Raw genomic sequence first — 22084 nt, 5'->3', positions numbered from 1 at the left:
GCGCAAGCGTTTGGTCAGCGAACGGTTGATGACGGCTGCTGCCGTTCATCGACACACGCCGGACGGCTATTCCGGTGCCCAGAAGCGGGACCGGCCTGTCGGACAGGGCGCGGCGCCTGCCGTTGAAGAGGCTGCGGCAGGGGTGGTGGCCGTACCAACCGCAGTCGTCCCGCTCATTCCCGCACCTACGATACCGTCATCACACGGGCCGTCGGCGCGCCATCATGCCATCGACGAAACCGAGACGGACGGGCTCGAGGCCGATGACACAGGTCGCACGCCGGGCGGTCAGGGCGCGGGGAACGAGGCAAAGCCAGTGGCACGCGCCTTGCCGCGTGGCTTGCCCGCCGATATTCTTGCCTTGGACCTCAATTTGGACGATGCGCTGGACCTTGGCGATGCCGAGCCCGCGCATGACCCGCTGCGCCCGGACCGTCGGCGATGAATACGGCTCTGGTTCGTATCGCGGCTGGCGTCGAATACGACGGTTCGCGGTTTCATGGTTGGCAGTCGCAGCCGAATCGGGAAACGGTCCAGGGGGCCGTGGAAGCCGCGTTGTCGACCTTTACACAGGCGCCGGTCAAGGTAACCACGGCCGGTCGTACCGATACCGGCGTGCATGCGCTGAATCAGGTGATCCACTTCGATTCGGCCGCCCGGCGCAGTGATTTTTCCTGGGTCCGAGGGGTCAACGCGCATCTGCCACCGGGCGTGGCCATCCAATGGGCCAAGCCCGTTCCCGAGACGTTCAATGCGCGATTTTCGGCATTTGAACGCAGCTATGACTACGTGATTTTCCAGCATGCGGTGAAACCGACATTGCTCGCCGGGCGTGTGGGCTGGGTGCATACGCCACTGGATGTGGCGGCCATGCGCGCCGCCGCGACACGGCTTCTGGGCGAGCACGATTTTTCGTCTTTCCGTTCGTCGGAATGCCAGGCCAAGTCGCCGATCAAGACGATGAAACAGGCCGACGTCGTCCAGCACGGTGATTTCATCCACTTTCGCTTTACCGCCTCCGCCTTCTTGCATCATATGGTGCGCAATCTGGTCGGCAGCCTGGTGGCCATCGGTCGCGGTCGATACGCCCCCGAATGGGTCGACGAACTGCTCGTGGTGCGTAATCGCCAATGCGCGGCGCCGACTTTCATGCCCGATGGCCTGTATCTGACGCGTGTCGGTTATCCTGCGGAATTCGAAATGCCTGCGCCGAGTGTGGCGGCGCGGCCGGGAGCATGGCGATGGCCGGATTGAACAATACGGCGGGTGACCCACGGGATGCGTCGGCGCACCGAACGCGCATCAAGTTCTGCGGCATGACCCGCGAGCAGGACGTCGACCTGGCGGTGGCGTTGGGCGTCGATGCCATCGGCATGGTGTTTTACCCGAAAAGCCCGCGCGCGGTCAGCGTCACCCAGGCTGCCGCCTTGACCCGTCGCCTGCCGCCTTTCATTACGGCGGTCGGGCTCTTCGTCAACGCCGACGAAGCGGACGTGGTGTGCGTGGCGCGGGAAACAGGCATTCAACTGCTGCAGTTCCATGGTGATGAAACGCCGGAGCAGTGTCGGCATCTGGCTGCTGCTGCCGGGCTTCCCTGGCTCCGCGCGATACGCGTGGCACCGACGTTGTCCCCGGCCGAACTTGATGCGCTCGCGGCGTCCTATGCGGGTGCACGGGGGCTGATGCTCGACGCGCTGGTCGACGGGTATGGCGGGGGCGGCCATGTTTTCGATTGGTCGGTGATTGCGCCGGCCCTCGGGCATCGGGCCGTCCTGGGCGGGGGACTGCATCCGGAGAACGTCGCGGCGGCGGTGCGCCGGGTTCGCCCGTTTGCCGTCGACGTGTCGAGTGGCACAGAGGGGGTGGGTTCCGCTGCCGTAAAGGGTGTCAAGGAGGCGGCACGGATGCGTGCGTTCGTTGCTGCGGTACGTGCGGCCGATGGCTGAGACAAAAGCGTTGCGGAAGGGTCGGCCCATGAGACGAATCACTTGGTCGGATGGTCTGTTCCTGACGCGAATGCGGTAACCTTTTGGCAATTTGCTAAAATGACGCGCTTGTGGCGTAAGACCGCGCATGAGCGGTGCCGACAGGTGGCGAAGGCGCGATCGGACGCAGGCTGATGACGGCTGGCTTATCGCTCCGCGATGGTTTCGACACGCGCGGCCGGGCACGAATGACGCATTTCCTTGGACGGGCTATGCATTCTCAGAGATTGCGGGCATCGGGACGATTTGGATGGTGGATCGGGCGCGCCAAGCGGCGCTGACCGTCGGCCACCCGCGCCCGTCCGCTACGACCGCGACGGCGGGCGGGTGCCTTTGTCTCCTTGACCGTCGTCGCGCTAGCGCATGACGGTCCGACCCAGAGCGAATTGCTTCGAGGTGTCCGGCGCTTGCCGGTGCCACAGGATAGAAAATGTACGATTTTCCCGATATCAATGGCCATTTCGGCACTTATGGCGGCACCTTTGTCGCTGAAACACTGGTGCATGCGCTTGAAGCGCTGAAGCAGCAGTACGACAAGTATCGCCAAGACCCCGCCTTTCTTGCGGAATATGCCTACGAACTGAAGCACTACGTCGGCCGGCCGTCACCGATCTACCACGCACAGCGGTGGAGCCGTGAGCTGGGAGGCGCGCAGCTCTTTTTCAAGCGTGAGGACCTCAACCACACCGGCGCGCACAAGGTCAACAACGTGATCGGCCAAGCCTTGCTGGCGCGCCGGATGGGCAAGCCGCGCGTCATTGCCGAAACCGGGGCGGGGCAGCATGGCGTGGCCACGGCGACCATTGCCGCGCGGTTCGGCATGGAGTGCGTTGTCTACATGGGTGCCGAGGACGTGCGGCGCCAGGCGGCCAACGTGTATCGGATGAAGCTGCTGGGCGCGACGGTCGTGCCGGTGGAGTCGGGCTCGCGCACGTTAAAGGACGCGTTGAACGAGGCCATGCGGGATTGGGTCTCCAACATCGAAGATACGTTCTATATCATCGGCACAGTGGCGGGCCCGCACCCCTATCCGATGATGGTGCGCGACTTCCAGCGCGTGATCGGCGACGAATGCAAGGTGCAAATGCCGGAGATGACCGGGCGTCAGCCGCATAGTGTCATTGCCTGTGTCGGCGGTGGTTCGAATGCCATGGGGATCTTCTATCCATATATCGATCACCCTGACGTCGAATTGATCGGTGTGGAAGCGGCCGGTGACGGACTGGACACGGGGCGTCACTCTGCCTCGATCACGGGCGGCACGCCGGGCGTGTTGCACGGCAATCGCACCTATCTATTGCAGGACGGCGATGGCCAGATCATCGAGACCCATTCCGTTTCGGCCGGCCTCGACTATCCGGGCGTGGGGCCCGAGCACGCCTGGTTGCACGATCTGGGCCGCGCGAAGTACGTGACGATCACCGATGACGAAGCGCTACGCGCCTTTCATGATTGCTGCCGCATCGAGGGCATTATTCCGGCGCTTGAGTCGAGTCATGCCATTGCGCACGCGGTGAAGATCGCACCGGCGCTGCCGAAGGACAAGCTGCTGCTCGTCAACTTGTCAGGCAGGGGCGACAAGGACATGCACACGGTGGCCGAACGCGGGGGCTTGGTCCTATAGTGGGCACGTCGCTTTTCCTGAAGCCGGCCGGGACCGGCGCCGCCGGCGAGTCCGGTGGCACGGCCCTGGCTGCGGACGCCGTGTCGCCTGCCCCGGTGCGCCCGAGTTCGTCGATCGTCATCGAGAATCTCGATTACTGCACGGCGCTAGACAATATCGCACCGGGGTCGATCGACCTGGTGATCGCCGATCCGCCGTACGGGCTCGGCAAGGACTACGGCAACGATTCGGACAAGCTGGACGCGGATGCGCATCTGGAATGGACCGAGCACTGGCTCGAACGGACCATCCCATTGCTCAAGCCTACCGGCTCCCTCTACATCTTCTGCAGTTGGCAATTCGCGCCGGAAATCTTCAGTTTCCTGAAGCGGCGGATGACGATGGCCAATGAGATCATCTGGGACCGGCGTGTTCCCAGCATGGGCGGTTCAACGCGGCGTTTCAGTTCGGTACACGACAACATCGGCCTGTTTGTCCGGGGCAAGCAGTATTATTTCGACCTCGACCCGGTCCGTATTCCCTATGACGCGGCGACGAAAAAGGCCCGTACGCGCAAGCAGTTTGCCGGTAGCCGATGGTTGGAGATGGGCTATAACCCCAAAGATGTCTGGTCGGTGTCGCGACTGCATCGGCAACATGCCGAGCGGGTGGCGCATCCGACGCAAAAGCCGCTCGAAATCATCGAGCGGATGGTGCTGGCAAGTTGTCCACCGGGTGGGACCGTATTGGACCCGTTCATGGGCAGTGGCACCACGGCGGTCGCATGTGCACGTCAAGACCGGCATTTTCTGGGGTACGAGATCAATACAGCATATTGCGACGTGGCGCGCGCACGGTTGCATGCCTTGCGCGCGGTGCAACATGCACCGGACAGCGACGTGATGCTGACACCGATGCGCCAGAGCGTCATGGCCGCGCAAGGCGACCCTGTGTCGACCAACGGCTTGATGACTGAAACCGATGAGGGCGCGGCGCCGGCAGTCGCGACGACCGCCGATGCCACGGAGCGGGATATAACGCATGTCGCGCGCGTGAACAACGGGCCGGACACGCCTTCCGAAGAGAACCATACACATGTCTCGTATTGAAAAACGTTTTGCGGTGCTGACCGCGGCCGGTCGCAAGGGGTTGATCCCGTTCATGACGGCGGGCGACCCCGATCCCGCGCGGACCGTCGAATTCATGCACGCGCTGGCCGAGGGTGGCGCCGATGTCATCGAACTCGGCGTACCGTTCTCGGACCCGATGGCCGACGGCCCGGTGATCCAGCGTTCCTCCGAGCGGGCGCTGGCCCGGGGCGTGCGTCTGCGTGACGTGCTGGATAATGTCCGCACGTTCCGGGGGCGCGACGACGAGACACCGGTTGTCCTGATGGGCTATGCGAATCCAATCGAGCGCATGGGGCTGGCGACGTTCGCCCGCGCGGCTGCCGAGGCAGGCGTGGACGGGGTGCTGGTGGTGGATTACACGCCCGAGGAAGCGGGCGAATTCACATCGACACTGCGTGAGGTCGGTCTCGATCCCATTTTCTTGCTGGCCCCCACGTCGACCACCGAGCGCATCGAGGCGGTGGGCAAGATCGCCAGCGGCTATGTCTATTACGTGTCGTTGAAAGGCGTCACGGGGGCTGGAAATCTGGACGTGGCCGCGATCGCAGGTAGAATGCCGACCATTCGCGAGCGGGTATCGGTGCCGGTGGGTGTTGGTTTTGGTATCCGCGATGCCGAGACGGCGCGTGCCGTTGCGCAGGTTTCGGACGCGGTCGTGATCGGCAGCCGGATCGTCCAGCTGCTCGAACAGGCCGCGCCGACCGACGCCGTCGCTGAGCTGACCCGTTTCATCGCCGACATCCGTCGTGCGATCGACGCTTGAGAGATTGATAGGAGCGCCTGATGAGCTGGCTCGACAAACTGCTGCCCCCGAAGATTCAACAATCGAATCGCGCCGCGCGCCGGGGTATCCCGGAAGGGCTGTGGATCAAGTGCCCCTCTTGCGAGGCCGTGCTGTATCGCAATGACGTTGATGCGAACCTCTATGTCTGTCCGAAATGCACGCACCACATGCGCATAGGCGCGCGGGCACGGCTCGATTCGCTGTTGGACGCGGAAGGCCGTTACGAAATCGGCAATGAAGTGGTGCCGATCGACGCGTTGAAGTTCAAGGACAGCAAGAAGTATCCGGATCGCATCAAGGATGCGATGGACGACACCGGCGAAACCGATGCGATGGTCGTGATGGGCGGTGCGATTCATACGCTGCCAGTCGTGGTGGCCGCGTTCGAATTTGCGTTCATGGGGGGCTCGATGGGCTCCGTCGTGGGCGAGCGCTTTGCCCGTGGCGCGCAGAATGCGCTTGAGCAGAACGTGCCGTTCATCTGCGTGACCGCATCCGGCGGCGCCCGGATGCAGGAAAGCTTGCTGTCGCTGATGCAAATGGCGAAGACGACGGCGATGCTGACCCAGTTGTCGGAGAAGAAGCTGCCATTCATTTCGGTACTGACGGATCCGACGATGGGCGGCGTGTCCGCCAGTTTCGCCTTCCTGGGCGATGTCGTCATCGCCGAACCCAAGGCGTTGATCGGTTTTGCGGGCCCGCGCGTGATCGAGCAGACAGTACGTGAGAAGCTGCCGGAAGGCTTCCAGCGTGCCGAGTTCCTGTTGCAGAAGGGCGCCATCGACATGATCGTCGATCGCCGCAAGATGCGCGACGAAATCGCGCGCTTGATCGCGTTGCTGGGGCGCTCGATGCAGGACCCGGTCATGACGTCGCCCGTCTGACGCCGCTTCGCGACAAGCGATAAACCCCACTTCCGAATCGATGACGTCCGATCCCACCGCACCTGTTCCTCCCACGGCGCCCTTGCCGGTTGCCGCCGCCTCTGTGGTGCCTGCTGGCGCGCAAGGCGATTTCTCGACGCTCGATGCCTGGCTAGGCTGGCTGGAAACTGCGCACCCGGTAGGCATCGACATGGGGCTGGGGCGGATCGGCTGCGTGCGTGAGGCGATGGGGCTGCGGTTCGCCTGTCCGGTCATCACGGTTGGCGGGACGAACGGGAAGGGCTCGACCTGCGCGATGCTGGAAGCGATCCTGCTGGCGGCCGGATATCGCGTGGGTTGTCACACCTCGCCGCATCTGCTGACGTTCAACGAACGCGCGCGGATCAATGGCGAGCAAGCGAGCGATGCCGAACTGCTGCCGCACTTTCAGGCGGTCGAGCAGGCGCGGGCCGGTCTGCGCGAGCCGGTTTCGCTGACGTATTTCGAATTCACCTTGTTGGCGATCCTGCATCTGTTCGCCTCGCGCGGACTGGATGCGGTCATTTTGGAGGTTGGCCTCGGTGGCCGGCTGGATGGCACGAACATCATCGATGCGGATGTCGCGGTCATCACCAGTGTCGACATCGACCACACTCAGTTCCTGGGCACCACGCGCGAGGCGATCGGCCTGGAGAAGGCCGGTATTTTCCGCGCCGGCCGTCCGGCGATCATCGGCGATCCGCTGCCGCCGGAAAGCATGCTGCGCTATGGCGATCAACTTGGCGCCGATCTCTGGCTGGTCGGACGGGATTTCCGCTTGCAGACGATCGAGGGCGATCGGCAGCAGTGGTCGTATCGGGGGCGTTCGGTCAGTCATCGCGCATTGGCCTATCCGGCGCTGCGTGGCGCGAACCAGCTGTTGAACGCCTGTGCGGCGTTGGGCGCATTGGAGGCGTTGCGTGATCGGGTTCCGGTCACGGCGCAGGATGTGCGCATGGGGTTGGCGACCGTCGAGTTACCCGGTCGATTCCAGGTCCTGCCGGGTCGTCCGAGTGTGATCCTCGATGTCGCGCATAATCCGCACGCCGCGGCGGTGCTGGCGCAGAACCTCGGTAGCATGGGCTATTTCCCGTTCACCTATGCCGTGTTTGGTGCGATGGAGGACAAGGACATCGTGCAAATCGTCGCGACACTCAAGAACGACATCGACCACTGGTGCCTGACCGACCTGCCGACTTCGCGCGCCGCGCGCGCGGAATCGCTGGCGTCGATCGTGCGCGAGCAGATCGGCATGGATGGCGAAAACCCCGCAACACAGCGTTCGACCGCGCCGGACACGGTCGCGGATGCGCCTGCGACTGCTGGACAGCCAGCGAGTGGCCTGGCACTGGGCGGTATCGGGCGTAGCGTCAAAGCAACGCCGGACGAGGCGCGTTCCGTGCGGACGTTTCACTCCCCCGCGTTGGCCTATCAGGATGCCGCTAGCCGGGTCACGGAGAATGATAGAATTATCGTCTTCGGGTCTTTCCTGACCGTCGCGGGTGTACTGGCACATCGGCGTCTGCAACAGCACTGAAGCGCGCGGGCGTATCGGCCACTGCGCAAGGCGTCGGCGCATTGCCGGAATCGAGGATTCAACCGGGTTTTATGGGCATTTTTTCGTTCGGCAGCAAGCGGGCAGGATCGTCGGGTCGAACCGAAGGGCGCAGTCGTGCGTCCGGCAGCCGATCACGCCGGATGGAACCAGGGCTCGACGTGGGCGGCGCCGAGAGCGAACGGGTCGCGAGCCGGTCTCGCCGCGCGCGCGGGGTGGGCCAGGAGGCGATGCTCGATCCGACCTTGCCCGAGAAGCAGCGCGCGCGCCGCAGACTGGTTGGGGCCATCGCGTTGGTACTCGCCGCCGTGATCATTTTACCGATGGTGCTGGACGCCACGCCGAAACCGGCGACGGGTGATATCGCCATCGACATTCCGGAACAAGGTCAAGGTGGCACGCCGCCTGTCCGCACGCATGCGGCGATCGATAGTGGTGCCGATGCGGTGCATCAGGATGTGGTGGCGGGCGCAAAAGCGGCAGCCGACGCAGGGACCGACGGCACGCGTCATGCCGCCGCCACGGCGAGCGGCACGGACAAGGCCGGTGCGGTCACGTCGACGAGCCAGTCGGCTGCCGGCAGCGGGCAGCAACGTTTCGCGGAAGTCTTCAACAGCGCCTCCGGTGCCACCGATAATGGCACGGCGAAGGGCCGGGCAGGTGGCCATGCGACGGCGGCGGGTGGCGCTGCCACCACGGCCGCGGACAATGATCTTGCGACCCGTGTGGCTGCCTTGCCGCCTACGCCCGCGACACCAGGTGCGCGCTACGTCGTGCAATTGGGCAGTTTCGAAAGCACGGCGAGTGCCCAGGAATGGGTGAAGAAATTGAAACGGATCGGCGTGCCTGCCTTCGTCAACACCGATAAAGGGAGCGACGGCGTGATGCGCGTGCAATTGCGCGCCGGTCCCTTTGCGGATCGGACCACGGCACAGGCCGCCGTACAGAAAGTACGGCTTGCGGGTCTGACGCAGACGGCTGATGCCGGTAACGGACGCTGACGACAATGCCCGACACCCAGGCGGCGGCATCGCGCACGGTCGACGACGCACACGATCTGGCGCATGACGTCGGAAAGGTGGCACGAGCGGCCGGTGACGATGCGACACATGCCATGTCCGGCGCGGTAACCCACTCATTGAACGCGGCGCAAGCGTGGGCCGGCCGACTGATGCGCCCGGCGTCATCGGCGCAGGCGGCGTCCGACGGCGCCTCGGGGGTGGCCGCGCCCGCCTACGCGTCGTCGGCCGTGGTGCGTGCCGATGGTGCCGACATGGCGGCGCCGGACATGCCTGGCACGGTGTTGACGGCATTCGATTACGTTGTCATCGCCGTGATCCTGTTATCGGCGCTGCGTGGTGCATGGCGCGGTCTGGTGGGCGAGCTGTTCGCATTGGTCGGCTGGGTGGTGGCGTTAATCGTTGCCGCACGTTTTGCCGACCAAGTGGCCGTGTATGTGCCGGCGAATTGGCCGGGCGGGGCATTGACGCAGTGGGTCGTGGGGTTCATTGTGATTGCCGCCGCGGTACTGGTGATCAGCACCGTGGGCAGCGCGCTATTGAGCCGCTTGACGGAAATCGGTGGATTGCGTTCCGTGGATCGCGGCCTGGGTCTGATGTTTGGTTTGGCGCGCGGCGTGGTGATCGTCGTACTGTTATTTGCAGGGGCAAAGTTCACCGAATTGCCGAAGACGGCGTTTTGGCGACATGCGATGCTGCGGCCTTATGTCGCACAGGTGGTGGCCTCGGTGGCGCCGCATCTGCCGGTGCAGATGCAGGCCTTGTTGTCGCGATAGGCGTTCCTTCGGGCGTCGTCGCGGGTTGGGGCGAGCCGCGCGATGGTTCGGATACCGGCGTCCTCCGCCGGACAATGCTATGGTGGCGCGCGCCAGGGCTTTCGAGCCGAAAAGGTAAAGTCGCGGCTACGGCCTCTGCCGCACCAGCGTGTGGCGCGTGGGTGGTAGCGCGAATAGGTTGCAGTCGACCGACGGGGGACGGAAGAACGGTGCCCGTCATCCCTGGCCGGTTGAGTGGATGTGTCCCGCATTCCGGCGTGCAGTGTCGTTATCGGACAGTCGCTGGTGTGTCGTCGGTTGCGGCGTCCACGAGACGCCGATGGCGGCGTGCACGGCGGATGCGGTATGTCGGTTTTTATTTTATGGATGGTTCCTGCCATGTGCGGCATCGTCGGCGTAGTGTCGAATTCTCCGGTCAACCAGCTGATCTATGACAGCTTGCTGCTGCTCCAGCACCGCGGTCAGGATGCCGCGGGTATCGCCACCCTCAACGGTCGTACGTTTCACATGCACAAGGCCAACGGCATGGTACGCGACGTGTTCCGCACGCGGAACATGCGCAGCCTGCCGGGCACGACCGGGATCGGACAAGTGCGCTACCCGACGGCCGGTTCGGCAAGCAGCGAGGAGGAAGCCCAGCCGTTCTACGTGAATGCACCGTACGGCATCATCCTCGCGCACAACGGCAATGTGACGAACACGACGCAGTTAAAGGACGAGCTGTATCGCATCGACCGTCGTCATATCAATACCAGTTCCGATACGGAAGTGTTGCTCAACGTGTTCGCGCATGAGTTGCAGACGGCGAGCGATGGCTACACCCTGGAGCCGGAAGCGCTGTTTACCGCGGTCAGCGGCACGCATCGCCGCGTGCGTGGTTCGTATGCGATCGTGGCGCTCGTGGCAGGCTTTGGCCTGCTCGCGTTCCGCGATCCGAATGGTATCCGCCCGTTATGCCTCGGCCGCAACGATGGTCCGGACGGCGTGGAATGGATGGTGGCATCGGAGTCCGTGGCGCTGGAAGGCATCGGTTTCACGTTTGTGCGCGACGTTGCGCCGGGCGAGGCTGTCTTCATCGATCTTGACGGGCAACTGCACGCGCAGCAATGCGCGGAAAACCCGAGCCTGAATCCCTGCATCTTCGAATACGTGTATTTGGCACGGCCGGACTCGGTGCTGGATGGCGTGCCGGTGTATGACGCACGTCTGCGCATGGGGGATTATCTTGCCGACAAGATCAAGCGCACCTTGCCGCCAGGCTTGATCGATGTCGTGATGCCGATTCCGGATTCGAGCCGTCCGGCCGCGATGCAGGTCGCCAATAAGCTGGGCGTCGAGTACCGCGAAGGCTTCTTCAAGAACCGCTACGTGGGCCGGACCTTCATCATGCCGGGGCAGGCGGTTCGGAAAAAGTCCGTACGCCAGAAGCTGAACGCGATGGGCGTTGAGTTCAAGGGCAAGAACGTACTGATCGTCGACGATTCCATCGTCCGCGGCACCACCAGTCACGAGATCGTACAGATGGCGCGCGACGCCGGCGCGAACAAGGTGATCTTTGCATCGGCGGCACCGCCCGTGAAGTTCCCGAACGTCTACGGTATCGACATGCCAACGCGCGGTGAACTGGTTGCGCATGACCGCACGCATGAGGAAGTGGCCCAATTGATCGGCGCCGATGGCCTGATTTATCAGGACGTCGAGGACATGAAGCAAGCGGTGGCGGATATCAATCCAGCGCTGCGTAATTTCGACGCCTCGTGTTTCGATGGATGCTATATCACCGGCGATATCACGCCGGAGTATCTCGATGAACTGGAGCGCGCCCGCCTGGCGCCTTCGGCGCAACAGGACCGCAACAACGACGACCCCGAGGGTCGCTATTCCCGCGATCACAATGCGACGGTGCGTAATGACGACGGCCAGGGCCGTTCGCAATTGCATCTGCAACTGGCCGGCGACTGAGCCGGACGTTGGCGGCGCGCGGGCTGTTGGTGGCCCTGCGCAAGGCCGCATTTCCACGGACGGACATCGGAAAACATGGCAGACGACAAGACGCTTCCTTCCGCATCCGGCAATGGTGCCGGACAGCAGGCTTCTCACGCTTCAGAAGCGCCCTATTTCCCCGGTCGCGCACGCGTGCCGTCGGACGAGATGGTGGCGCAATGGGATTTCGACACGCGTGCAGTGCGTGCGGGCTCCCTGCGTAGTGAATACAACGAGCACGGCGAGGCGATGTTTCTGTCGTCGAGTTTCTGTTTCGGCAGCGCCGCAGAGGCCGCGCATCGCTTCGCGAACGCCGACGACGGTTTTACCTATTCCCGCGTGACCAACCCCACCGTGTCGATGTTCCAGACACGGCTCGCGGCGTTGGAAGGGGCCGAGGCATGTATCGCCACCGCTTCCGGCATGAGTGCGATCCTGTCGATCCTGATGGCCGCATTGCAGGCAGGAGACCATATCGTCAGCTCGCGCAGTATCTTCGGTTCGACGATGCAGTTGTTCAGCGGCATCATCAGCAAGTTCGGCGTGACGACCACGTTTGTCGATGCCACTGATCTCGCTGCCTGGCGCGAGGCGGTGCGTCCGGGCGAGACGAAGTTGTTCTTTCTCGAAACCCCGTCGAACCCGTTAGGCGAAGTGTCCGATATTGCCGCCATCGCCGAAGTCGCGCATGCGGCCGGGCTCATGCTAGTGGTCGATAACTGTTTCTGCTCGCCGGCATTGCAGCAGCCACTCGCCCTGGGTGCCGATGTCGTGGTGCATTCCGCGACGAAATACATCGATGGCCAGGGCCGGGTGCTTGGCGGCGCGATTGTCGGTTCGCATGCCTTCGTGACCGACAAGGTGTTCCCGATCGTGCGCAGCGCCGGTCCGACGTTGTCCGCGTTCAACGCCTGGGTGCTGCTGCGCGGGCTGGAAACGTTGAATCTGCGGATGCGCCAGCAGTCAGCCAACGCGCTGGCGATTGCGCAATGGCTGGAGGGTCATCCTCGCGTGCGGCGTGTGCATTACGCCGGTTTGCCATCGCATCCGCAGCATGCGCTCGCGATGCGTCAGCAGACGACCGGCGGTGCGGTGCTCTCGTTCGAAGTGGACGGCGAGACGCCTGACGTACAGCGCAAGCATGCGTGGCATGTGATCGACGCGACGCAAGTGTGCTCGATCACCGCGAACCTGGGCGATACCCGGACCACGATCACGCATCCTGCCAGCACGACGCACGGTCGTGTCAGTGCCGAGGCGCGGACCAGCGCGGGTATCACGGAAGGTCTGATGCGGGTCGCGGTGGGGCTGGAGAACCCGGACGACATACGTGCCGATCTGGCGCGCGGTCTGGATTCTCTGCCGAAATAAGCGTGGCAACAGACGATCCCGGTCCGTTATGTGTGTGGCGGATCGGGGTAAATTTTTCTTATTATTATGAAGGAATGCGAAGCATGAGAATAACGTGTTATTTATTTCGTAATACGTATTAAATAATCATGCTGGATTTCAGCCCTTTTCGTGCGAGAGGGGAGGCAAGACCGCTGCGGCTGGACAAAAGGGTCGTTATTTGCTATGCTTTTGCTTCACAATCGTTAAAAATACCGGCCGCAATAGGGTTTTCGTCTTAATAGATAATGCCGCCGGGGTGCTCGAAGACGTGAATTGCGCGCGATACCGTGCCGTCATGCTGGTTGCGTGAGGGCGGCCGTTCCAGGTATTCGTCTGCCGCAATGCTGTCGACAGGGCTTGGCCGACGGGCTCTGGTCTTACGTGGTCAATAGAACGTCACGGTCGAATCTAGTCTTACGCATTAGATGATTCGTCGTGCGCATGTGTAATCAACCTATATAACGTCTGTTGCAGACCCTTCATGGAGGGTGCCACGGACCGTCAACGCTGTGTATCCGCGGCTTCGCTATTGATGTCATGCCTTGATCGGTGGCATGCGACATCGTGATGCCGCATGCTAACGTGTATGCGGGTATTGCAGCACAGTGGCCGGGCCGGGTCTTGAAGTTCGGTGCTCGGCGGCACAGATAATGCTTGAGTCGCGCATTGCGATTCTATCCATCAGTTCCTCGCCTGCCGTATCGCGATATACGGTATGGTCGGCGCCGACATCGCGTGGCATAACGTCACGTGATGTCGGGGTCTTCGCGCACGGCCAGGCGCCGTGCTTGCAATGTCGCACATTCGGGCTATGGGCGTTGGCGGTTACGCGCCTTCGCTCGCTGTCGGCGGCAGGTCCGCTGTCGACGCGTTTTTGAAACGTGCGCGGCCCGGTGTTGCCTACGGAAAATACGATGACAACAAACCACATCGCTAGCCAGTCTCAATCGTCCATTGCGGATAGGCGCGACAGTCGTCCGACCCGGTCCAACGATTCCCGGTCCCTGGGCCGTTCTCGCGTGAATGGCCCGGCCGCGGACACGTCGGCTGCCGATGCCGCTGGCACGACGGACAATCGTCGCGACGGCTTTTCCTCCGCGCCATTGCTGCGCCGCCTGGGTGCCGCCGTGATCATCGCCGTGCTGCTGGTCTGGTGGATCGGCCCCGCCACCTTTGTGACGTACCGTGGCGAGTTGATGTTCGACTTGGGTGCGCACTTGCAACTGGTCGGCTGGTCGATGCTTGCCGCGATTGCGACCGGCGTGCCGGCGGGCGTCGCACTGAGTCGTCCATCGGTGCTACGCCATGCGGAGCGTCTGATGCAGATTTTCAATGTCGGCAATACGATTCCATCGCTGGCGGTACTCGTGCTCTCACTCGCCGTACTGGGTATCGGCGACGGTCCTGCGATCGTCGCCCTGTGGCTCGCATCCGTACTCCCCATTACGCGCAATACCTACGAGGGACTGCGTCAGGTGCCGACGTCGCTACGGGAGTCGGCGAAAGGTATCGGCATGACAAAGCAGCAGTCGCTGCTCCAGGTCGAGTTACCGAATGCGTTGCCGATGATCTTCGGTGGCGTACGCACGGCGCTTGCCGTCAATGTCGGCAGTGCGCCGCTTGCGTTCCTGATCGGCGCGGACAGTCTTGGCACGCTGATCTTCCCCGGCATCTATTTGAACAATCAGCCGCAACTTTTATTGGGTGCGGCTGCAACGGCGGTATTGGCGTTGACGCTGGATGCGATCGTCGCGGGAATGGCGCGATCGATCTTGCAGCGCCGTGGCTTGTCGCAGCAGGCGGGGGCATGAGTACACGGATGAAATCAATGACATTGCGGTTCAAGAAGCTGGGAATCGTCGCGTGCGTCGCGATGTTGACGGGATGGCTGGCCTGCGCGAGCACGGTCGCGCTCGCGCAGGGCAATCAGGGTCGTATTGTCGTCGGCGGCAAGAACTTCACCGAGCAGCTGGTCTTGTCCACGATGACCGCGCAGTACCTGGATGCGCTCGGCTACGAGGCGGTCCTCAAGAACGGCTTGGGAAGCACACTGATGCGTTCGGCGCAGGTAAATGGTGAGCTCGATGTGGTCTGGGAATATACAGGTACCTCGTTGATTCTCTATAACCACGTGACGGACAAGCTGTCACCGGAGCAGACGTACGAGCGGGTGAAGACGTTGGATGCCAAGAAGGGACTCGTCTGGCTGAAACAGTCTGGTATCAACAACACCTATGCCATCGCCTTGCCGGCGAATGGCGATCCATCGATCAAGACGATTTCCGAGTATGCGGCATGGATGGCGGCGCGGCCGAAACAGACACACCTGTTCGCGTCAGACGCCGAGTTTGCCGGCCGCTCCGATGGTTTGAAGCCGATGCTGGCGGCGTATGGTATCCCTTTCAAGCGTCGCAGTCTGAAGCAGATGGACCCGGGTCTGGTCTACACGGCATTGAAGAACGAGCAAGTGGAAGCGGGCGTGGTCTACACGACGGACGGCCGGGTGGCCGGCTTCGATCTGCGCGTACTGCAGGACGACAAACACTACTTTCCTGTCTACGGCGCGACGCCGGTCGTCAGGGAAGCTGTCCTGAAGGCGCATCCGCAGCTTGAGAAGCAATTGGATGCATTGGCGGCGGTGCTGGATACGCCAACGATGACGGCGTTGAACAAGCAGGTGGATATCGATCAGATACCGGTTGCCAAGGTCGCGCATGATTTTCTGGTGAGCAAGCACTTACTGCCGCAATAAAAAGTGGCGAGGACCTTCCAATGACGGTATTTCAATTTTTACAGGCAAATTGGCCCGAGTTGCTGCGCTTGTCACTGCAGCATATCGAACTGGTGGGACTGGCGGTAGGCGCCGCCATTGTCGTGGGCGTTCCGGTGGGCGTGCTCATGAGCCGGCATCGCTGGCTGGCGTCGTCGATGCTGGCGGTAGGTACCGTCTTCTTGACGTTGCCATCGATCGCGCTTTTCGGGCTGATGATCCCGGTGTTCTCGTTGATCGGCCAGGGTATTGGCACGCTGCCGGCGGTGGTGGCGGTTTTCCTGTATTCGCTGCTGCCGATCATGCGTAATACCTATCTGGCATTGATCACCGTGGATGCCGGCATCCGTGAAGCGGGTACCGGCATCGGCATGACCTTCTGGCAGCGTTTGCGGTATGTGGACCTGCCGCTGGCGGTACCCGGCATCTTGAGCGGCGTCCGGACCGCCGTCGTGATGAATATCGGCATCATGACCATTGCCGCGGTGATCGGGGCGGGCGGGTTGGGGGTGCTGATCCTGAACGCGATCAGCCAAAGCAATATGATGAAAGTCGCCGTGGGCGCGGTGTTGGTGAGCATACTCGCCATTATCGCGGATCTGCTTTTGGCGCGGCTGCAACGGGCGCTGACGCCCAAGGGGATGCAACGATCATGATCGAACTCGACAAGCTTTCAAAAACGTTCCGACAAAAAGACGGCACTGACGTCAAGGCAGTGGATGCCGTCAGCATGAAGATCGAGGAAGGGGAAATCTGTGTGTTCCTCGGCCCATCGGGGTGCGGCAAGACGACGACGCTGAAGATGATCAACCGTCTCATCACGCCGACTTCCGGTCGGGTGCTGGTCAATGGCGAAGATACCTCCGGCGTGGATGAAGTGACGCTGCGCCGCCATATCGGCTACGTTATCCAGCAGATCGGTCTGTTTCCGAACATGACGATCGAGGAAAACATTACAGTCGTGCCACGTCTATTGGGCTGGGACCGCAAGCGGTGTCGTGAGCGGGCGCGCGAATTGATGGCGATGGTGGCACTCGATCCGAATCGCTACCTGACCCGTTACCCGCGTGAGTTGTCTGGTGGTCAGCAGCAGCGTATCGGCGTGATCCGGGCGCTGGCGGCGGACCCGCCGGTGTTGTTGATGGATGAACCGTTTGGCGCGGTGGACCCGATCAATCGGGAAACCATCCAAAACGAGTTTTTCCAGATGCAACGGCAATTGAAGAAAACCGTGCTCATGGTGAGCCATGACATCGACGAAGCGATCAAGCTGGGTGACAAGGTCGCGGTGTTCCGTGCCGGCAAGCTCGTGCAGTTGGATCATCCGGATACTTTGCTGGCCCATCCTGCCGATGATTTCGTCAGCCAGTTCACCGGGCAAGACAGTACATTGAAGCGCCTGCTACTAGTGAAGGCGGGGGATGCCGCCACGCAGCCGCTCACGGCCACGCCGGGTACGACCGTGGCACAGGCGTTGTCGATGATGGACGAGGCGGATGCGCGCTATCTGACGGTGACCGATGGACAGCAACAAGGTATGGGCTATGTGCGCCGCCGCGACGTTCGCGCCGCGACCGCGGACCCGACGCGTGCGACGAGCGATATCGGTGCCTTGCTACAGCCGTTCACGACGACCGCAGCACCTGATGAGCATTTGCGCATTCTGCTGTCACGGATGTACGAGTTCAACGCGTCCTGGCTTCCGGTGATCGACGGCGATGGGGTGTACCACGGTGAAGTCACGCAGGATTCGATCGCGGAGTATCTCAGTTCTGGACGGTCTCGCGGCCGTAGCACGAACTCGATCGTGAGCCCGGCGGATATTGCTGCTGCGGCGGCGTCAGTTTAGCCATCAGGAAGAGGGTGTTTCCGAGGTATCAACGGACGCGGGGTCGCGGGACGGGGGGCTCTGCACGTACGATGGGAACACCGGTGGGTGAAGCTTGTTCGCATGACCGACGAAGGGTTCGGCGAGGAATGGCAACTCATCCATACGCGTGCTGAAAGCCTGGACGACATGATGTAAATGTTGCAGTTGACGGTCTGCATAGCCGGCGTACCGGCCGGAGCGGTTTCGGATCATAAAACTTTCTTTCACATCGCTATACTTAAAGTCATCGGCGATCCGACATGCCCCGCCGGACACCATCGTTGGATGGCCTAATTTGGGAAGTTGCGGTTTTTCGTAGAAGTAATATTGCAGGTGCTTACGACCTGCACACGTTTCAGCAGGGACGCTGGTTGCGGTTGCTTCCTCAAAACAGTATGCGACGGGCGCGACGGACAAATTTGGATCCGGGCGTTCCGGTGAGCATGTGTACCTTACAGTTTTGTATTCGATTTTTAGGGTGCGTTCAAGCTGTGTGGAGCGTTTAGGCACCATGCAGTTCATAATGAAGGGACAAACTACGAAGCAAGCTGTCGTACCGTCTCGCCCACAGCGCCAGCAAGTGACCTCATGTTTTCCAGACTCGTGCCAAAGGTCAAACTCTTGATAAGGAGCGTTTGCCTGCCCTCCGCGTGTGCTCGCAGCGATGTCTTTCTTGCTAGCGCCAAAATAACGACTCTGCTGACGTCACGCGTGGGTTCGGCAAGGCGTTGAAGCAACGATTCGACATGGTGAAAATCGACGTTCAACGGTACACGACGCACAAGGTGCACTTCCATGCTGTAGAAGGGGCGATTGAATAGCCGCACAAGGTCCATCATCAATACATCGCCCGTCAGACGCGGATTGATGTCGAGCGCGGGATAAGTGGTCCCGTCGCGACTTAGCACGCCGTCAATTCCGGCTGAACCGCTGAAACCATGCTCGAATAAAGCGGTCCCGATTTTTTGCGCGGCGCACGTTATATCGCTCACCGTGTTCATATCGAACGCATGTGGCCTTTCTGCTTTATAAGCTTGAAAATTCGGGGGCGTCACCCAGGATCGATGCAGATCAGTCAAGGTAACCTTTCCAGATTGGCCGACAAAGACACGGAAGCTAAAGTTCTGCTCGGGCGGGACGTCTAGAAAGGTCTCGACGGCGTACGAGATGGCGTCTTCGTTAGGTTTGTTCTCAAAGCGGCGCAGAAACTGATCGGCCTCCGCTTGAGATGTCATCAGAGTATGGCCGCCTCCAGAATCTTCTGCTCCTTCTTTCGCAAGTAGGGGAAAACGCAGGGGCGCCGCTTCTGAGACGCGTAGCGCCTCTCGCAGACTGCCGATGGTAGAACATTCGACACCCAGCGGCACCTTTATGTCGGACATCATGCATAAGCGCCGACCGATCCCCTTGTCGTTTAACTCGTTGTACACGCGATGGTACTTCAATCCTGCGATCGGAATCGATGTCGCCTGCGAAATAATTTCGATATCGGCCGTTACTCTATCGGGATAAAAATAAGTGTCGGGGGTTCGTAGACGTGCAAGCTGATCGCACATCTGCTGATTTCCGGCGAGATGTGCCGTAAAGCTTTTTCCGACGTTTGGGTTCTCGAAAGCGATAATGCCTGGGGAAAAGCCGCGAATCTTTTTAACATACGAAATAAAAGCGCTACTCGGTGCTTCGTTTAAAACGACGACGTCTTGTATATCGGCGATCCACAGAAAGCTGCTTTCTCGATGCAGCGTGATGGTGGCGTCTGGATCTGCCGAGGTAAAAACTGCCTGTGACGAGTCCGATATCCAAACGAATGTGGCATTCGAATTTGATACAAGATCGTTTTTCCAGTCCCTTACCGAGTCCGTTCCGATTCGCGAATCCATTGCCTGTCCTTGTCGTCAAAAGTTGCAGAGGGCCTTCTTTACAGGCGATTGGACTATCTTAGCGATCCGAAGAAAGGTGAGCGCTACATTGACGAATGAGTCAATGCATTAGCGAAACTTATGAAATAGGCGCTGTACTTATAAGACGATAATCCTATATTGTCACCTTGTCCGTGCGAACGCGCCAAAGGCTGAAGGGTGTTACGAGATCGACAAATAAATCGCTTCTTTGGGACTCGCGAACGGCGTTGTGGCTTGTCTACCGCGTTGCCGATGTTATAGGCACCTAATATCAAGGATGATGAAAATGCGCAGGCGTTGCACAGAAGCGCTGTTGTGCCGATGCCCCAGTGTAAGCCGATGTTCGAAGCTCTTGCCATGTTTGAAGCAGTCGGCGATTGATGGAAAGGGAATCAGTCCGACGCATGGTTGCGCACGTTTAATTCGATTTTTGGTGCTTATTCAAGCTGCACGGGGTCCTTGGTCGCCGTGCAGTTCCTGCTAACGAGACAAACTATGAAGCGAGACGTTGTACTGTCTCGCCGACGGCACCAGCAAGCGACCTCATGTTTTCCAGACTCGTGCCCAAGGTTAAACTCTTGATAAGGAGCGTTTGCCTGCCCTCCGCGTGTGCTCGCAGCGATGTCTTTCTTTTTAGCGCCAAAATAACGACACTGCCGACGTCACGCGTGGGTTCGGCTAGGCGTTGAAGCAACGATTCGACGTGATGAAACTCTACGTCCAACGGTACACCACGCACAAGGTGCATTTCCATGCTGTAGAAAGGGCGATTAAATAGCCGCACAAGGTCCATCATCCATACATCCCCTGTTAGACGCGGATTGATGTCGAGCGCGGGATAAGTGGTCCCGTCGCGACTTAGCACGCCGTCAATTCCGGCTGAACCGCTGAAACCATGCTCGAATAAAGCGGTCCCGATTTTTTGCGCGGCGCACGTTATATCGCTCACCGTGTTCATATCGAACGCATGTGGCCTTTCTGCTTTATAAGCTTGAAAATTCGGGGGCGTTACCCAGGATCGATGGAGATCAGTCAAGGTAACCTTTCCAGATTGGCCGACAAAGACACGGAAGCTAAAGTTCTGCTCGGGCGGGACGTCTAGAAAGGTCTCGACGGCGTACGAGATGGCGTCTTCGTTAGGTTTGTTCTCAAAGCGGCGCAGAAACTGATCGGCCTCCGCTTGAGATGTCATCAGAGTATGGCCGCCTCCGGATTCCTCGGCTCCTTCTTTCGCGAGTAACGGAAAACGCAGGGGCGCGGCCTCTGAGACGCGTAGCGCCTCTCGCAGACTGCCGACAGTTGAACATTCGACACCCAGCGGCACCTTTATGTCGGACATCATGCATAAGCGCCGACCGATGCCCTTGTCGTTTAACTCGTTGTACACGCGATGGTATTTCAATCCTGCGATCGGAATCGATGTCGCCTGCGAAATAATTTCGATATCGGCCGTTACTTTATCAGGATAAAAATAGGTGTCGGGGGTTCGTAGACGTGCAAGCTGATCGCACATCTGCTGATTTCCGGCGAGATATGCCGTAAAGCTTTTTCCAACGTTTGGGTTCTCAAAAGCAAGGATGTTGGGGGAAAAGCCGCGAATCTTTTTAACATACGAAATAAAAGCGCTACTCGGTGCTTCGTTTAGAACGACGACGTCTTGTATATCGGCGATCCACAGAAAGCTGCTTTCTCGATGCAGCGTGATGGTGGCGTCTGGATCTGCCGAGGTAAAAACTGCCTGTGACGAGTCCGATATCCAAACGAATGTGGCATTCGAATTTGATACAAGATCGTTCTTCCAGTCCCTTACCGAGTCCGTTCCGATTCGCGAATCCATTGCCTGTCCTTGTCGTCAAAAGTTGCAGAGGGCCTTCTTTACCGGCGATTGGACTATCTTAGCGATCCGAAGAAAGGTGAGCGCTACATTGACGAATGAGTCAATGCATTAGCGAAACTTATGAAATAGGCGCTGTACTTATAAGACGATAATCCTATATTGTCGCCTTGTCCGCGCGAACGTGTCCAAGGCTGATGGGTGTTACCAGAGATCGGGTATGTCCGTCGTCATGACGTGCGCGCTGCCGTGTTCGATAAGACACACCTGTAAGTCGATAGCGGCGTGATGCTGCAACTGTTTCGTAAATCGAAGATTCCATTGCCGAATATCTAACTTCCGGATGTTCGCGCGGCCGCAGTGCCGCGCGATTGTGAGCCCAGCAGATATCGCGGCGGCGGCATACCGATGGATGTTCCGGCGCGCCTGCGACTTTCGTTTTAAATCTTAATTCATTCGACAATGCGAATCGGCGCATCGATAAGCGATACACCGGCATGCCTGATGTCCACCTTCTCGGCATCATGCCTTTGGCACAGTTTTCCAGCGTGTTCTAGTAACCGGGTTATCGTCGGCCGTG

At 60.4% G+C, this 22084-nt stretch carries 18 protein-coding genes and 1 pseudogene; 16 read left to right on the top strand and 3 right to left on the bottom strand.

All coding sequences use genetic code 11. The features are described from left to right. Positions 1 to 28 precede the first annotated feature (28 nt). The 16 genes and pseudogenes from WM40_RS07835 (at position 29) to WM40_RS07750 (ending at position 17748) form a co-directional block, all read left to right on the top strand. On the top strand, positions 29 to 445 hold the full coding sequence (locus WM40_RS07835) for a hypothetical protein (protein WP_157685751.1): 417 nt from the start codon (positions 29 to 31) through the stop codon (positions 443 to 445). After that, positions 442 to 1254: a tRNA pseudouridine(38-40) synthase TruA gene (truA, locus tag WM40_RS07830; protein WP_162199052.1), complete on the top strand. Its 813-nt coding sequence runs from the start codon at positions 442 to 444 to the stop codon at positions 1252 to 1254. Before WM40_RS07835 ends, truA begins: the two co-directional genes overlap by 4 nt. Then, positions 1236 to 1946: a phosphoribosylanthranilate isomerase gene (locus WM40_RS07825; protein ID WP_024901372.1), complete on the top strand. Its 711-nt coding sequence runs from the start codon at positions 1236 to 1238 to the stop codon at positions 1944 to 1946. The genes truA and WM40_RS07825 overlap by 19 nt, the downstream gene beginning before the upstream one ends. Positions 1947 to 2415: 469 nt before the next feature. After that, positions 2416 to 3609, top strand: coding sequence for a tryptophan synthase subunit beta (trpB, locus tag WM40_RS07815; RefSeq protein ID WP_024901370.1), 1194 nt, complete (start codon positions 2416 to 2418; stop codon positions 3607 to 3609). A 113-nt stretch (positions 3610 to 3722) separates the two neighbouring features. Beyond that, a pseudogene (locus WM40_RS07810) lies at positions 3723 to 4463 on the top strand (DNA-methyltransferase); the annotation flags it as partial. A gap of 220 nt (positions 4464 to 4683) precedes the next feature. Beyond that, a complete protein-coding gene (gene trpA, locus WM40_RS07805) occupies positions 4684 to 5481 on the top strand; it encodes a tryptophan synthase subunit alpha (RefSeq protein ID WP_036006662.1) in 798 nt (265 codons plus the stop codon). 20 nt (positions 5482 to 5501) lie between these two features. After that, positions 5502 to 6386, top strand: a complete 885-nt coding sequence (gene accD / locus WM40_RS07800; RefSeq protein WP_024901368.1) for an acetyl-CoA carboxylase, carboxyltransferase subunit beta — start codon at positions 5502 to 5504, stop codon at positions 6384 to 6386. Positions 6387 to 6426: 40 nt separating this feature from the next. After that, entirely contained in the window at positions 6427 to 7941 is a 1515-nt protein-coding gene (folC, locus tag WM40_RS07795) for a bifunctional tetrahydrofolate synthase/dihydrofolate synthase (protein WP_082102508.1), read from the top strand. A gap of 71 nt (positions 7942 to 8012) precedes the next feature. Continuing rightward, positions 8013 to 8960: an SPOR domain-containing protein gene (locus WM40_RS07790; protein ID WP_046152613.1), complete on the top strand. Its 948-nt coding sequence runs from the start codon at positions 8013 to 8015 to the stop codon at positions 8958 to 8960. A gap of 299 nt (positions 8961 to 9259) precedes the next feature. Then, a complete protein-coding gene (locus WM40_RS07785) occupies positions 9260 to 9754 on the top strand; it encodes a CvpA family protein (RefSeq protein WP_046152660.1) in 495 nt (164 codons plus the stop codon). A 378-nt stretch (positions 9755 to 10132) separates the two neighbouring features. Beyond that, entirely contained in the window at positions 10133 to 11716 is a 1584-nt protein-coding gene (purF, locus tag WM40_RS07780; RefSeq protein WP_024901365.1) for an amidophosphoribosyltransferase, read from the top strand. A 189-nt stretch (positions 11717 to 11905) separates the two neighbouring features. Next, the gene (locus WM40_RS07775) at positions 11906 to 13108 is read left to right on the top strand and encodes an O-succinylhomoserine sulfhydrylase (RefSeq protein WP_024901364.1); all 1203 of its coding nucleotides are present in this window, start codon (positions 11906 to 11908) and stop codon (positions 13106 to 13108) included. A 935-nt stretch (positions 13109 to 14043) separates the two neighbouring features. Then, positions 14044 to 14940, top strand: a complete 897-nt coding sequence (locus WM40_RS07765; protein ID WP_082102525.1) for an ABC transporter permease — start codon at positions 14044 to 14046, stop codon at positions 14938 to 14940. An 8-nt stretch (positions 14941 to 14948) separates the two neighbouring features. Then, entirely contained in the window at positions 14949 to 15881 is a 933-nt protein-coding gene (locus tag WM40_RS07760; RefSeq protein WP_236693426.1) for a glycine betaine ABC transporter substrate-binding protein, read from the top strand. 20 nt (positions 15882 to 15901) lie between these two features. Continuing rightward, a complete protein-coding gene (locus WM40_RS07755; protein ID WP_024901360.1) occupies positions 15902 to 16555 on the top strand; it encodes an ABC transporter permease in 654 nt (217 codons plus the stop codon). Beyond that, the gene (locus tag WM40_RS07750; protein WP_046152611.1) at positions 16552 to 17748 is read left to right on the top strand and encodes an ABC transporter ATP-binding protein; all 1197 of its coding nucleotides are present in this window, start codon (positions 16552 to 16554) and stop codon (positions 17746 to 17748) included. The genes WM40_RS07755 and WM40_RS07750 overlap by 4 nt, the downstream gene beginning before the upstream one ends. A 3-nt stretch (positions 17749 to 17751) precedes the next feature. Here WM40_RS07750 and WM40_RS30625 read toward each other — a convergent pair whose 3' ends face one another. The 3 genes from WM40_RS30625 to WM40_RS07735 all read right to left on the bottom strand — a co-directional run bounded on the left by WM40_RS30625 (position 17752) and on the right by WM40_RS07735 (position 21507). Beyond that, complete coding sequence (locus tag WM40_RS30625; RefSeq protein WP_162199051.1) at positions 17752 to 18186, bottom strand: hypothetical protein; 435 nt, start codon at positions 18184 to 18186, stop codon at positions 17752 to 17754. Positions 18187 to 18305: 119 nt separating this feature from the next. Then, on the bottom strand, positions 18306 to 19649 hold the full coding sequence (locus WM40_RS07740; protein ID WP_046152609.1) for a preATP grasp domain-containing protein: 1344 nt from the start codon (positions 19647 to 19649) through the stop codon (positions 18306 to 18308). A 514-nt stretch (positions 19650 to 20163) separates the two neighbouring features. Then, complete coding sequence (locus WM40_RS07735) at positions 20164 to 21507, bottom strand: preATP grasp domain-containing protein (protein ID WP_046152608.1); 1344 nt, start codon at positions 21505 to 21507, stop codon at positions 20164 to 20166. Positions 21508 to 22084 lie beyond the last annotated feature (577 nt).

It is taken from the genome of Robbsia andropogonis, assembly GCF_000970345.1.
GTDB classification, from domain to species: domain Bacteria; phylum Pseudomonadota; class Gammaproteobacteria; order Burkholderiales; family Burkholderiaceae; genus Robbsia; species Robbsia andropogonis.
This window is presented reverse-complemented; position numbering and strand designations above follow the sequence as displayed.

Coding starts and splice junctions, on each gene's coding strand:
- WM40_RS07835 (WP_157685751.1), top strand. CDS start 29: ATGACGGCTGCTGCCGTTCATCGACACACGCCGGACGGCTATTCCGGT.
- truA (WP_162199052.1), top strand. CDS start 442: ATGAATACGGCTCTGGTTCGTATCGCGGCTGGCGTCGAATACGACGGT.
- WM40_RS07825 (WP_024901372.1), top strand. CDS start 1,236: ATGGCGATGGCCGGATTGAACAATACGGCGGGTGACCCACGGGATGCG.
- trpB (WP_024901370.1), top strand. CDS start 2,416: ATGTACGATTTTCCCGATATCAATGGCCATTTCGGCACTTATGGCGGC.
- trpA (WP_036006662.1), top strand. CDS start 4,684: ATGTCTCGTATTGAAAAACGTTTTGCGGTGCTGACCGCGGCCGGTCGC.
- accD (WP_024901368.1), top strand. CDS start 5,502: ATGAGCTGGCTCGACAAACTGCTGCCCCCGAAGATTCAACAATCGAAT.
- folC (WP_082102508.1), top strand. CDS start 6,427: ATGACGTCCGATCCCACCGCACCTGTTCCTCCCACGGCGCCCTTGCCG.
- WM40_RS07790 (WP_046152613.1), top strand. CDS start 8,013: ATGGGCATTTTTTCGTTCGGCAGCAAGCGGGCAGGATCGTCGGGTCGA.
- purF (WP_024901365.1), top strand. CDS start 10,133: ATGTGCGGCATCGTCGGCGTAGTGTCGAATTCTCCGGTCAACCAGCTG.
- WM40_RS07775 (WP_024901364.1), top strand. CDS start 11,906: ATGGTGGCGCAATGGGATTTCGACACGCGTGCAGTGCGTGCGGGCTCC.
- WM40_RS07765 (WP_082102525.1), top strand. CDS start 14,044: ATGACAACAAACCACATCGCTAGCCAGTCTCAATCGTCCATTGCGGAT.
- WM40_RS07760 (WP_236693426.1), top strand. CDS start 14,949: ATGAAATCAATGACATTGCGGTTCAAGAAGCTGGGAATCGTCGCGTGC.
- WM40_RS07755 (WP_024901360.1), top strand. CDS start 15,902: ATGACGGTATTTCAATTTTTACAGGCAAATTGGCCCGAGTTGCTGCGC.
- WM40_RS07750 (WP_046152611.1), top strand. CDS start 16,552: ATGATCGAACTCGACAAGCTTTCAAAAACGTTCCGACAAAAAGACGGC.
- WM40_RS07740 (WP_046152609.1), bottom strand. CDS start 19,649: ATGGATTCGCGAATCGGAACGGACTCGGTAAGGGACTGGAAAAACGAT.
- WM40_RS07735 (WP_046152608.1), bottom strand. CDS start 21,507: ATGGATTCGCGAATCGGAACGGACTCGGTAAGGGACTGGAAGAACGAT.